This window comes from Methanobrevibacter gottschalkii DSM 11977 (assembly GCF_003814835.1).
In the GTDB taxonomy this organism is placed as follows: Archaea; Methanobacteriota; Methanobacteria; order Methanobacteriales; family Methanobacteriaceae; genus Methanocatella; species Methanocatella gottschalkii.
Map to the genome: position 1 here is coordinate 478,184 of NZ_RKRG01000001.1, position 13,060 is coordinate 491,243.

The window sequence follows — 13,060 nt, forward strand, 5'->3', positions numbered from 1 at the left end:
ATAGTTTATGGAATGATAAAATGAATACTCAAGAATTAATAAAAATAGAAGATGATTATTTCATAAACACTTTCACTAGACAACCAGTTGTACTTGATCATGGTGAAGGTGTAAGAGTTACTGATATTGATGGAAATGAATATTTGGATATGTTTGCAGGTATTGCTGTAAATTCTTTGGGTCATAATAACCCTAAACTTGTAAAAGCCATACAGGATCAAGCTGCAAAACTCATTCACATTTCAAGTATTTATTATAATGAACCTGCATTAATCTATGCTAAAAGATTAATTGATTTAACTAGCTTTGATAGAATTTTTTATGCAAACAGCGGTGCTGAAGCAAATGAGGGAGCTATTAAACTAGCTGTAAAATACACCGGCAAGAGTGAAATCATCTCAACTGTTGATTCTTTTCACGGAAGAACAATAATGACTCTTGCAGCTACTGGTCATGAAGAATACCATGAACCATTTAAATCAATAATGCCGCAAGGATTTATCAATGTTCCATATAACGACCTTGAAGCTATTAAAAATGCAATTACTGAAAATACTGCAGCTATCATTGTCGAACCTATTCAGGGTGAAGGCGGGGTACATGTTCCTGATGTTGAATATTTAAAAGGAATTGAAGCAATCTGTAGAGAAAAAGGCATTGTATTTATTGTGGATGAAGTACAAACAGGATTCGGAAGATGTGGAACATTATTTGCACACGAATTATTTGATGTCAAACCAGATATAATGACTATGGCTAAGGGAATAGGTGGAGGAGTTCCAATGGGTGGAATTTTAGCAACCGAGAAAATAGCTAGTGCATTCGTACCTGGAGATCATGGAACAACATTCGGCGGTGGGCCACTTGTATGTGCTGCAGCTAATGCTATTTTAGATGAATTTGCAGATAAAAATATTTTGGATAATGTTAATGAAGTTGGCGGATATTTCATTTCTGAATTAAAGAAATTAGATAAAGATATTATTGCCGATGTTCGCGGTAAAGGTTTAATGATCGGGCTTGAATTAACCAAACCTGGTGCTGAATATGTTGATAAACTAAGAAAAGCAGGTTTCTTAATAAACTGTACTGCAGGCAATGTTTTAAGATTTGTCCCACCTTTAATAATTACTAAAACTGACATCGACGAGTTTGTAGAAGCTTTAGATGAAATTTTATAGGTTATCTTTAGATAACCTCTTCTTTTTTCCAATACTTTAAAATAAGTAGACGGCTAATGTTATGGTATATGGGTTAGCTCACATAAACCGATGTGTTCATCACTTATAATCTGTTTACATTATTTAGATACATATCAATTGAACTGTATTTTTATTCATGTAATCATTTGAATATCTTTAATAAAAATCTCCAACTTCACATTCCGGGTCTGTTTCTTCAATCACGAATATATGTTTTAGTAAAATATTCACCATTTTTTACTTTCCCATCTTGGAGTTCCCACATTTCAGGGGCTGTTTTGATTTTGATTGTATTTTAACTATTGAGTATTATCACCGCTATTTTCAATTATGCCTTTAAAAGTAATACTATAATATTTTTCCATTTTTTGCCTGTTTAATTATTTTATCATATTACTTAATTTGAACGGAAAAACGATTTCCTTCATTAATTTTAAATAGCTTAAAATAAATAACTAAATTTATAATGTAACTTTTTTAGGAGTTTTAATTATGGATTTAAATATTAAAGTAAACGATAAAAACCACCTTGATATTGGTGGAGCAGATGCAATTGATATTGCAGAAGAATTTGGAACTCCAACCTATGTGATTGATGAGAATAGGATAAGAGATAATTACAATAGATTTTATTCAGCTTTCTCAAAATATTATCCTGATTTTAAAGTATTTTACGCATGTAAAGCTAATACTAACCTTGCAGTAATGAAAATTTTAGAAAGTGAAGGTTGTTGTATTGATGCGGTTTCCCCTGGAGAAGTTCATATATCAAAAATGCTTGGATTTTCAGGAGATAGAATATTATTCACTGGTAACAATATTACTAATGATGAATTAAAATATGTTCATGATGAAGGTGCAGTTTTAAATATAGACTCAGTATCAGCACTTAACAGATTATCTAAAATGATTGACCCTGAAGGTGTAAAAATTTCCTTTAGAGTAAATCCAATGGTAGGTGCAGGACATCATGATCATTGTATTACAGGAGGGATAATGAGTAAATTTGGTATTATGGAATCCGAAGCTGTTGAAGTTTATAAAAAAGCAGAAAAATTAGGATTCAATCCAGTTGGTATGCACTCTCACATTGGTTCAGGTATATTGGATCCGGAACCATTTAAATTAGCTATTGAATCAACTATGGATATTGCAGGTAAAGTTCACCAAGATGCTGGAATTGACTTTGAATTTGTTGACTTTGGTGGGGGAGTGGGTATTCCTTACACTCCTGAAGAAAATGTTGTAGATTTAGACAAATTTGCAGAAGTTAATGTCGGATTATTTAAAGAAAAATTAGAACAATATGGCATGGGTAATCCTACAATGTATCTTGAACCTGGAAGATTCTTGGTTGGAGATGCATGTGTGCTTTTAGTAACTGTTAACAGTCTAAAACAAAGTTACAGGAAATTTATTGGTGTAGATGCAGGTTTTCATACTCTCTTAAGACCGGCGATGTATGATTCATACCATCATATTGTTGATGCAAGCAGAATGAATGCAGAAAATACTCAAACTGTTGATATTGCAGGAAATGTATGTGAATCTGGAGACTTATTTGCACGTGACAGACTAATGCCTGATGTGGAAGAGGGTGATGTATTAGGTATATTAAATGCAGGTGCATATGGATTTACAATGTCTTCAAACTATAATTCAAGACCTCTTGCTTCAGAAATATTGGTAACTGATGGTGAATGCTCAGTTGTACGTGAAAGAGAAACTTTTGAAGATTTATATGCAAAACAAAGTATTCCTCCACATTTGAAATAAGTTGATAACATGGTAGATTTAAAAGGATTAAAATTTTCAAAAATGCATGGAATAGGTAATGATTTTCCAATTATTGATGAAACAAAAGGAAAAGTCATTTCTGAAGAAGACAAACCTGAAGCATGCAGAATTTTATGCCACAGAAACTTCGGAGTAGGTGGGGATGGTGTTTTATTCGTAGAACCATCTGATGTTGCGGATATTGGGTACAGAATGTTCAATCCTGATGGAAGTGAGGCTGAAATGTGTGGAAATGGCATAAGATGCTTTGGAGATTTTGTATACAGAAAAGGTATTTTAAAAAAAGAGAAGATGACTGTTGAGACAAGGGCAGGAATCAAAACTATTGAAATTACTTTAGAAGATGATGAACCGGTATTATTTAAAGTAGATATGGGATTATCAACATTCAAAACTCCTGAAATCCCAATGATTTCTGAAATGGATGAATTTTTGGATTGTGAGTTGGAAGTTTTAGATACTACTTTTAATTTAACTGCTGTTAGTGTTGGAAATCCTCATGCAATCATCTTTGTTGATGATTTAGATGAAATCGACATTGACAAATACGGTCCAGCTATTGAAGCACATGAAGTATTCCCTGAAAAGATCAATGTACATTTTGTTGAAGTAATTTCTAAAAATGAAGGTAAAATGAGAACATGGGAGCGTGGTGCTGGTGTAACACTTGCATGTGGTACCGGTGCAACTTCTACAGCTATTTCTGGTTACAAACTAGGTTTATTTGATAGTAATATCTTACTTCACTTACCTGGCGGTGACTTGAAATTCAATGTATATGAAAAAGATGATGCTCTTGGCGCATTCATGAAAGGTCCAGCAGAGCTTGTTTATGATGGGGAATTCTAACTTTCTCCATTTTAAATTTTATACGCATTAATCAATGTTATATCTTCGAAAAAAAAGTGCTCTTTTTTTGCAATTTCTGAAATAAAACCTAATTTATCGAGTTTTTTCAGTGTTTCTTCATTATCTGATAGTGAAGACTGTATCATCTGCACTATTCCGCCATCATTTAAGTGATTTCCCACTTCATTTAAAAAGGCATCAATAACTTTTCTACCATCTAATCCACCGTCAAAAGCATAATTTATTGTGTCATCTAAAACCTCCCCTTTTTCAGTAGGCAGATATGGAGTATTGAATAAAATTACATCAAACTTTCTATTCTGCACGGGGTCAAACAAATTTCCAAATAATATTTCAATATTTTCAATGTTATTTGCTTCAAAATTTTTGCATGCAAGTTCACATGCATCAAAATTAATGTCTGTTACAGTAATATTGTCTGTAAGTCTTGAAGCATACATTGCAACAATACCCGATCCAGTTCCAATTTCCAGCACACTTTGTCCTTTTTTAATCTGTAAGTTATCAGCAAGTAAATAGCTGTCTTCAGCGGGAATATAAACATTATCATCAATATTAATTTTAAAATCAGGCATAGTAATCTATCCGTTTAAAATTGAATTTAAATCTTTAGATAAAAATAGTATTTCTTCAGGTGTTACTACAACAACTCTTTTTTTGAGATAATTATTTAGTTTTTCATCTTCAATTTCATTCATACATTTTTTCATTTCTTTTTTATCAAGATTAGTTATTATGTGTCTAGAATCAATCAATGCATTTCTAATTTTTTTGTTTCTATGCTGAAATAATGCTTTTGTAAATTTGGAATAAATTTTAAAATCTTCAAGTGAAATTTTATTCTTTTTTGGTGTTAATTTTACAACTGTTGAATCAATTTTTGGTTTTGGAATAAAACTTTCAGAACTCACATCTGTTAATTTTTTCACATCACATTTGAAATGTAGCATAGCTGAAAGTCTAGAATAATTTTTAGTTCCAACTTCCCCATTCATACGATCAGCAAACTCTTTTTGATACATTAAAATAGCTAAATCAAAATCATATTCTAAAAATTTAAAAGTAATAGGTGATGAGATTTGATAAGGTAGATTGGAGATGATTTTATTGAATTTTGGAAATTCAATATTTAAAGCATCTTCATTGAGTAATTCTACATTATCTATTTTTTCTTCTTTAAGTCTTTTGGCTAATATGTCACATATATTTTTATCTTGTTCAATAGCTATTACTTTTTTAGCTTTTTTGGCAAGTTCAATTGTTAATGTTCCAATTCCAGTCCCAATTTCTAAGATTACATCATTTTCATTGATGTTTCCAAAGTTAATGATTTGATCTCTTTTATTTTTATCAATTAGATAATTTTGACCAAGATTCTTATTTAACTTTATCCCATTTTGATTTAAGATGCTTTTAGTTGTCTTAGAAAGGGATATGGAATTTTCACTATTCAATTTATCACTTATCTTGGATTTCTAGGTTTTTTTGGAACCTGTGTAAATATGTAATATTTACTTTTGCCTCTTTTAATTGCATTTCTATCCAATTCTTGTTTAACTCTGTTTACTATCATTCCTGCAGGGTCGGTTAATGTTGGGAGTCTTTCGGTTATATCTTTGAAACTTTCAAATGGTTTTTCTTCTCTGGCATTAATAATGTCCCACATATATTTTTTACCGATTCCTGGAATTAACTCAAGTGTATGGAGCCTTGTACTAACGGCTCCAGTTGTATTGAAAAAGTTAACATATTTTTCTTCGTTTGATTCAACAATGTCTCTGATTGTGTAATCTAATTCAATTCTACTTGTTGCAGTTAATCTTTCAAAGTTTAATCTTCCAAGTACTCTATATATTTTATCTTTTTTTCCTTGTCCTATAAATACTGTGTCTCCTATTTCTAAATCAACACCATTTTTAGGAGCTAATTCAAGTAAAGTGAATTGTTCTGTACCAATAGCTTGAGCAATAGGTTTTCCGCCAAATTTAGACATATCTGACTTAACATAGCCTCTGCTTAAATAATCAAGAACAACAGCATATTGTTCTTTTTTTACAGTTGGTTTTTTTCCATTTCTTTTTTTATTATCAACCATCTTTATCACTCACTATTGTTTTTATAAAATAAACTAGCTATATAAATAAACTATTTAATAAATTTATTTGTTAAGTATAATAAAGATATCTAAAAAAAGTATATTTGACGGTAATAAAATTATAAAAAATAATAAAAAAAGAGAATAGCCCAAAACTATTCTTCAATATTGTATTGTTCTAAGAGTTCAAGTATCTTTTCCATATCGGGTTTTTCAATTTTTATAGCTTCTTTAGCGAAGATTAATCTTAAATCTGCTAAATCTTTTGGAACTAAATCTACGATACGTACAGCAACTTTATCTCTTAGGCCAAATTCTTCTTGGAGTTTTTCAATAATTTCTTCTGAATCTTCAACAGAATATCTTTTAAATCTTGCAAGATGATTTAAAGTAATATTCTGTTCGTAGTTTAATTCATTGTCTTCTGAAAAATCTTCAAGAACTTTTTTTACTTCTGCACTTGATATTGGTTCACTTTCAATAATTTCTTTTCCAATCATAGAAATCATTTTTGTAATTTTAAATGGTCTGGTCTTACAATTAATTCTTTTGCTTTGTTTCCTTCTTTTAAGGATACAATATATGCTTTACCTTTTTGACCAGTAACCTTTCCAGTTTTACCATGGAATCTAGGAGCCGGTTGTCCTTTTTGAATACTTGGGTTGATAGTAATATGAACTAAATCTCCATCTTCAAACCTTTGCATTCTGTTAGTAATAGGATTGGTTCTACCTGGTCTTTGGGTTTTTGTCATTTTTTTTCTTGATCTACTTTTTAATCCTCTTGATCTTTGCATAATATAACCTCTTATAAACTGTCTGGGTATATTTGATTAATCTATGTTATCAGCTACCTAGTATTAAATTGCCCATAAATACTAGTAACATAGAATGTGAAAATAATTTAATTATCACTCAGTAACATGATAATATTATAATTTTGGTTTATGCTATTAATATACTTTTAGTTTTTTAGCATTTATTGAAATTTATAATAAAAATTTTTTAAATAGGGTTTTATGGTTTTAAAAATGGTGTGTGAAGATAACCAATTAGTTATCTTCAAATCTTCTTCTGTCAATTAATTCTTGACGTTTACCTGGGTTCCATCCGCCAGATGCAGATTTTGCACGTCCAACTTGTTGTACGTATCCTGTAATTCTATCATACCATTCTACATCTTCTTTTTCACCGCAGGTAGGACAAACATTGTTTAATCCTTTCATTAAAGTTTTACATTTAAGACAGAAACTTAATGCTGAGCTGTAAGCCCAGAATCCTATATCGGATTTTTTAGCAATTTTATTAGTTAAACTCATTAAAGAATCAGGATCAGAGTATGATTCACCCATGAATGCATGGAAGATATGTCCGCCAGGTGTTATACTGTGATATTGTTCTTCAATTTTGATTTTTTCGATAAGTGAAAGTCCTGTGTCTACCGGTACATGGGAAGAGTTAGTGTAGTAGTTTGCATTTCCTTCACCTTGAACGATAGCTTGATCTCCATATTGTTTTTTATCAAGAGTTGCGAATCTGTAAGCAGTAGATTCAGCAGGAGTTTGAATAACAGACCATCTGAGTCCAGTTTCATCTTTTAATTGATTAGCTCTATCATTAATATATTCAATGCATTTTACTCCAAATTTGTTTGCATCAGCATTTTCAATACCTGCACCAAATAATGATGATAACATTTCGTTAAGTCCAACGAAACCAAATGATAAAGTTGAATTTTGGATTCTGTAGTATGAATCTTCAGCTACTTGTTGTTTTAAGAAGGGTAAGATATGGAAATCATTTAAACATTTTAATCCTTGTTCTCTTCTAAGCATTAAAGTTTCAACCGCAAGATCCATGTATTCATCTAAATATTCGAATACTTGACTTTCATCTTTAGATTGGTATCCTATTCTTGGTAAGTTTAAAGTAACATATGCAAGGTTACCAGTTCTTAAACAGTCTTGATCCCAGTCACCAGTCCAAGTATCTTGTAAACAAGTTCTACATCCCATGTAGTTTGCCATGTTTCCTCTGTATTTAGGGAACATATTTACAAAGTAGGAAGAACCATATTTTGCAGATAATTCATGAACTAATCTAATATCCTCTTCGTATTCACTAGTCATTGTTTCTTTACGGAGGGTGTAAATTGTGTTAGGGAATAAATGAGGTTTTCCTTCGTTATCTCCTTCTAATAATGTTTCAGTGAATGCTCTTTGAATTAATCTGGTTTCTTCTTCGAAGTCAGCATAGGTTCCAACTACTTGTCCTTTTGGTCCGTATGCAGTTTCTTCTTTTAAGAAGTCCGGAACACCAAATTCTAATGCCATACTTGTGAATGGAACTTGTGATCCTCTTGCTGCATATGCCATGTTTAAGTTGTAAACAAGCATTTGTACTGATTGTTTGATTTCTTCGTAGGTTCTTCCTCTTGCAAATGGTGCTACAAATACGTTCCAAAGTGACATTCCTTGTCCTCCGGACATATTTTGTTGTGCTGCAAGCATGATTTCGCCAGTGTGGTTCATTAAAGTTTCCATGTGGTTTGGTGCTCCTGCAATGGAAGTGTGGTCACCAGTACCGTCTACTTTAAGTCCGTATTTGATGAAAGTTCTAATGTCGTGTTGCATACAGTTTAAAGGTCTGCCTGCAAAGAATTCTAAATCATGAATGTGAATATCGCCAGACATGTGTGCATCTGCTAAATGTGCAGGGAGCATTTTTAAAAGTGCATATTGTTTTAATGCTTCATCTGCAACATGTTTGTGGATACTTTCAGGATTGTGAATCATGTTTGCGTTATCCCTGTTACCGTTTTCAATTAAATTTGTAATGTTGTATACAGGAATACCTAAACGAGTGTAACGACTTCTTAAATCTTCTAATCCATATTCTACTAATTTAGTGTTAACAATTTCTCTGATCATTGGAGCAGTTAAGTATTCTACATTTAATTTTTTCAGTTCTTTCCAAGTTTCAGTTGCAATTTCGAATGCAGTTTCTTGGCTTGCTCCAGTTTCTTCAATTAAAGTGTTTGCAATTTTTGATAAGTCAAATGCTTCAATAGTATCTCTAGAAGTACGTACTTTTAATCTGGTACTTGCTAAATATTTGTTTGCAATTTCAGAATCAATGTCTTCTAAACATTCATGCACTATTTTTTTGATTTCTTTAGTTTTGATTCCGTCGTATAATTGTGATACTACTGTTGCTACAATTTTGTCGGATTCAAAAAATGGAGTTTCAACCATTACTAATGATTTCAATAACTTTTCATAGCTGAACCTTTCTTTAATCCCGTTATTTTTTTCTACATTAATTTTTGTAGATTCATGTAAATTTTTTCCTAATTCTGAAGTTCTTTCCATTTAAACACACCATTTTCTCTTTTTGACCATATTTTAAATTTGAGAGTGGATGCTCTCACATGCAATAATATATATTTAGACATGTATAATAATTGTTCGTATTTTAACGAACATTACTAATACTACATTGATTTTTGTAGTATATAAAATGCTCGACTTGCATTTAACAAATTATGTCATGATAGTTGTTATTTTTTTAATGTTAAAAATTAAAAATCCAAGAGCATTTGAAAAGTAGTTTCTTAGAAAAAGATATCTAAAGAACTCTGTTTTGATTTATCACTTTCAAACAATGAGTTAATACCAAATTCTTGGATTTCAAGACGCTGTTTCAAGTAATGTGAAACAGGATATCTGTTAACAAGCTCTTGTGATATCTCAAGATATTTAGTAACTGATCCTTTTGAAACTGATAGAATTAAATTACCTCCACACTTACATTTTCCAGTAAGTGGCATCCTTCTATATTTAGCGCCGCATTTAGGGCATCTTACTTTTTGTTTGGAGAATGCTCTTGAGTTACCCATTATATCAGGTAAGAAATGTGATGATAAAACTTTTTCCACAACACCTCTTTGGTCTACTGCTCTAATAGTTTCAGCAAGTGCAATTTGAGCTTCAACTTTTTCTCTCATTGAAGGTAATCTTTTATAGAGGCAGACAGTAGGTCCGGCATGTATGCTTGAGGTATGATGGGAAAACATTAATCCTTCATATTGTTGTGGAGTTCCTAAATGCATTTCTACATTATCAATGTATTTTAAAACCTCTGCAGGCTTATGAGGAGTATAAGTTTCTTCATAAAATTCCACCGGGAATCTTTCAAAGATGTCTAAGTTGTGAGATTCATCATCTATCTCTTCAGGATCAATTCTTGAAGATAAAACTAAAGGAGCATCCATACTTCCTCCCCGGGTATTCGGCAGATATGATTTTGAAAAGTTAATTAATGCATCCAATAATAACATTACTGCATCTTCGTCACTGTCACAGTTCCTACGTTTTGCTGAATGGAAGTAAGGGTGAGCATAACAAGCTAATGCTTTTGTAAATCCTACAATTCTTCCAAGTACTCCTGCAGATGTATGCGGAGCAAGTCCTGCGACTAAATGCCCAATTAAATCACTTTTCTCTTTAACATTATAGAATGGATCCATATCGTAATATCTTTCAAGTTCGTCATCAATGTATTGGGCAGTACGAAGTAAATACTCGCCACAATTGTCTGAAATGACGATGTCTTGAACTTTAAGTTCAATGATCTGATTTTCATTTTCAATTGGATTTCCGTAACAATCTTTTTCATAACCCATTTTAAGTAGTTTTTCAACTGTAACTCCAATTTCCTTTGGGATAAAATGAGTAAGTGGCAAGTCAGTTGAATCGTGTCTAATAGTTCCATCTTTAAAAGTGAATACTTCATGTTTTGCCCTAAGTATTCCTTTTTCGATAGGTTCTGGTAATTTGGATTCAGAAATCATACCAACTACTCCTTTAACTTCATCAACACGTCTTACTTTAACATTATCTGATGCTTTTTTAAGCATAGTTGCAAGGGGAATAGTTTTTTGAGACGGTTTTCCTACTTCAGTTGGGCTGCCACATTTAGGGCAAAGTGATCCAAATGAACTTATTCCACATTCTGGGTTTGTACATTTTCTTCTAGAAATATCTACTTTCACACTTCCTTTTTTAGCAGCTGTTGCCACAAGTCTTCTAGAACCACCATTATTTCCTATTGGTATTAATCCATGAGGGGCGGGTTTCATTAATCTTTCTTTTGATTTTTCAGGCCTACCTACACGGGTACCAATGTATGCTGGAGCTTTATTTTTTATTTCAATAGGTGAAATTTCGTTTACTGCTTCTATAGTTGTTTCATTTTCTGGTAGTTTTTTGGGCAATGTTTCTAAAAGTGAATAAGAATGGTCTTTATCAATGATAATTTTATCATTGCGTACAATGTGGGGGACACCTATGATTTCAAGAATTCTTTTTTGATATGATAAATCGAGTTTCATTCCTTCATCCTTATTAAATGTTGATTTTCCATTTTCAATCAAATCAATTAATGAATTTAAATCTTCAATTGTCACATCATTGTAACAGTATGTATATTTAGGATGGAGAGGAATGTTATACTCCTTAGATAAATTAAATGCTTCAGTAGCTGATAAATATTCATATTCAAGCTTATACAAGTCTAAATCAGTATTTTCTGCATCAAACTTATCACTTCTCATCAATAATTGAATCCACCATTCTTCACACCATCCGGAGGGATATAATGTTTGGTTGTTTCTTAAGAATTCTCCAAATGCAACAAGCATATCACCAAGGAATAATATTTCAACAACATCTTTTTTAACTTCCCTTGCTTTTTTTACAGAATCAAGAATTAATACATCACCATTTTTAAGTTTAACTGTAGGTCCTTCAATTGAATCCACGGGAACCACACAGTTACCTTTTCCGGGATACTCAATTTTAAGTTGTGTTCCAACTGCTAAAAAATCAAGCAAGGCCATTGTTGCTGGGTGAACACCCATAGTTGCAAGACCAGTATTTCTAGATCGTCCATATCTTAATCTAAATGCACCTTTCTCAGAGGGGTATCCAAGAACTGGTCTTCCACCAATGATATCTTGAATATATTTAGGTTCACTAACAATTTCACTGTCTCCTGAATCCTCTTTTGAATCGTCTTTTTTAGGTTTTGAGTATTCTTCAAGCCAATTCCAATCTAGACCTAATTTATTTGAGATTTTTTTAATCTTTTTAGATTTTTGGATAACTCCTTCAACCATTGCAAGAAGAGCTCCGCCACGAATATTATTGGTTTCAACACGTTCTAAATCACGATGAGATACTTCTACTTTGTCAGTCTGTTCTCCTGAAACTTCTACAGGAATATGGTTTGCTGCAAATCTCACTTCTTCTGGTGTTGGTGAGTATTGTAAATTTGTAACTTCTGATTCGTATAATTCAACTTCTTCTACATATCTTTCGATTTCATCATCGATTGGTTTGAATGCATCAATGCCAATAGCTTGTCTAATTTTATCCCCTAAAAGTACTGCTAGTGCTGCTGCTGTTCCTCCTGCACTTCTGATTGGTCCTGCAAAATATACTCCTATATATTTTGTTCCATCAAAGTTATCTTTAATTTTGACATCTGAAATTCCTTCAAGTGGTGCTGCCACCACTCCTTCTGTAAGAATAGCAAGTGCAGTCCTAAGACCTTGGTCACATCTTTGTTCTGTATCCCAGTTAGCTTTCTCACCTGTAAGCTCAAATTTGCCTGAAGCAATTTCAGCCGCAATTTCAAAAGCGACTTCCTCTCTTGTAATGTTTTGTTCTAATATTTTAATTCTTTTAGCCACGCCTTCAGGACCAACAAGCCCTTCCACTCTTTCAGCTAAATCCTTTGCAAGGGGTACTTCTGTTTCTATTTCAACATCTAACCCTCTAGACCTGGCTTTATTAGCTATGTCGTATAGGTGATGGGTATCAGCTTCTAATCTATCAAAATAATCCATTGTATCGCCACAAGTTACAAAATTAATTTAACATATACTCTATTGATTTTCCTAATTTAATAATGTTTGTAATTTTTAAAAACCATTATTGAAATCTATATTTAACAATACTTAAATATTGAAAAATCTAAATTTTTAAGTGTAAATTGTGGTTGAATTTATTTATTAATATTGCTGTTCTGGTGAT

Annotated in this window: 10 protein-coding genes; 3 read left to right on the forward strand and 7 right to left on the reverse strand. The window is 32.1% G+C overall.

The annotated features are described in order from the left end of the window. The first annotated feature begins 20 nt into the window (after window positions 1-20). The 3 genes from EDC42_RS02440 (at window position 21) to dapF (ending at window position 3,848) form a co-directional block, all read left to right on the forward strand. Window positions 21-1,181: an aspartate aminotransferase family protein gene (locus EDC42_RS02440; RefSeq protein ID WP_069574949.1), complete on the forward strand. Its 1,161-nt coding sequence runs from the start codon at window positions 21-23 to the stop codon at window positions 1,179-1,181. 513 nt (window positions 1,182-1,694) lie between these two features. Continuing rightward, window positions 1,695-2,978 carry a diaminopimelate decarboxylase gene (gene lysA, locus EDC42_RS02445; RefSeq protein WP_069574950.1) on the forward strand — a complete coding sequence of 428 codons (1,284 nt, stop codon included), beginning with the start codon at window positions 1,695-1,697 and terminating at the stop codon, window positions 2,976-2,978. 9 nt (window positions 2,979-2,987) lie between these two features. Further along, window positions 2,988-3,848, forward strand: a complete 861-nt coding sequence (gene dapF / locus EDC42_RS02450) for a diaminopimelate epimerase (RefSeq protein ID WP_069574951.1) — start codon at window positions 2,988-2,990, stop codon at window positions 3,846-3,848. Window positions 3,849-3,859: 11 nt separating this feature from the next. On the opposite strand, the gene EDC42_RS02455 is transcribed toward dapF, so the two are convergent. The 7 genes from EDC42_RS02455 to polC form a co-directional block, all read right to left on the reverse strand. Then, the gene (locus EDC42_RS02455) at window positions 3,860-4,444 is read right to left on the reverse strand and encodes a HemK2/MTQ2 family protein methyltransferase (RefSeq protein WP_069574952.1); all 585 of its coding nucleotides are present in this window, start codon (window positions 4,442-4,444) and stop codon (window positions 3,860-3,862) included. 6 nt (window positions 4,445-4,450) lie between these two features. Beyond that, the gene (rsmA, locus tag EDC42_RS02460; protein WP_069574953.1) at window positions 4,451-5,323 is read right to left on the reverse strand and encodes a 16S rRNA (adenine(1518)-N(6)/adenine(1519)-N(6))-dimethyltransferase RsmA; all 873 of its coding nucleotides are present in this window, start codon (window positions 5,321-5,323) and stop codon (window positions 4,451-4,453) included. 8 nt (window positions 5,324-5,331) lie between these two features. After that, entirely contained in the window at window positions 5,332-5,964 is a 633-nt protein-coding gene (locus EDC42_RS02465) for a DUF655 domain-containing protein (protein WP_069574954.1), read from the reverse strand. A 155-nt stretch (window positions 5,965-6,119) separates the two neighbouring features. Next, window positions 6,120-6,464 carry an RNA polymerase Rpb4 family protein gene (locus EDC42_RS02470; RefSeq protein WP_069575002.1) on the reverse strand — a complete coding sequence of 115 codons (345 nt, stop codon included), beginning with the start codon at window positions 6,462-6,464 and terminating at the stop codon, window positions 6,120-6,122. A gap of 5 nt (window positions 6,465-6,469) precedes the next feature. Further along, window positions 6,470-6,760, reverse strand: coding sequence for a 50S ribosomal protein L21e (locus EDC42_RS02475; RefSeq protein ID WP_069574955.1), 291 nt, complete (start codon window positions 6,758-6,760; stop codon window positions 6,470-6,472). Window positions 6,761-7,015: 255 nt separating this feature from the next. Beyond that, window positions 7,016-9,334 (reverse strand): anaerobic ribonucleoside-triphosphate reductase, encoded by a 2,319-nt coding sequence (gene nrdD / locus EDC42_RS02480; RefSeq protein WP_069574956.1) that lies wholly within the window; start codon window positions 9,332-9,334, stop codon window positions 7,016-7,018. A gap of 242 nt (window positions 9,335-9,576) precedes the next feature. Next, window positions 9,577-12,873 (reverse strand): DNA polymerase II large subunit, encoded by a 3,297-nt coding sequence (polC, locus tag EDC42_RS02485; protein WP_069574957.1) that lies wholly within the window; start codon window positions 12,871-12,873, stop codon window positions 9,577-9,579. Between the last annotated feature and the right edge of the window lie 187 nt (window positions 12,874-13,060).

Excerpts from the sequence above, each read along its gene's own strand:
- EDC42_RS02440 (WP_069574949.1), top strand. The coding sequence starts at position 21 with ATGAATACTCAAGAATTAATAAAAATAGAAGATGATTATTTCATAAAC.
- lysA (WP_069574950.1), top strand. The coding sequence starts at position 1,695 with ATGGATTTAAATATTAAAGTAAACGATAAAAACCACCTTGATATTGGT.
- dapF (WP_069574951.1), top strand. The coding sequence starts at position 2,988 with ATGGTAGATTTAAAAGGATTAAAATTTTCAAAAATGCATGGAATAGGT.
- EDC42_RS02455 (WP_069574952.1), bottom strand. The coding sequence starts at position 4,444 with ATGCCTGATTTTAAAATTAATATTGATGATAATGTTTATATTCCCGCT.
- EDC42_RS02465 (WP_069574954.1), bottom strand. The coding sequence starts at position 5,964 with ATGGTTGATAATAAAAAAAGAAATGGAAAAAAACCAACTGTAAAAAAA.
- EDC42_RS02470 (WP_069575002.1), bottom strand. The coding sequence starts at position 6,464 with ATGATTGGAAAAGAAATTATTGAAAGTGAACCAATATCAAGTGCAGAA.
- EDC42_RS02475 (WP_069574955.1), bottom strand. The coding sequence starts at position 6,760 with ATGCAAAGATCAAGAGGATTAAAAAGTAGATCAAGAAAAAAAATGACA.
- nrdD (WP_069574956.1), bottom strand. The coding sequence starts at position 9,334 with ATGGAAAGAACTTCAGAATTAGGAAAAAATTTACATGAATCTACAAAA.
- polC (WP_069574957.1), bottom strand. The coding sequence starts at position 12,873 with ATGGATTATTTTGATAGATTAGAAGCTGATACCCATCACCTATACGAC.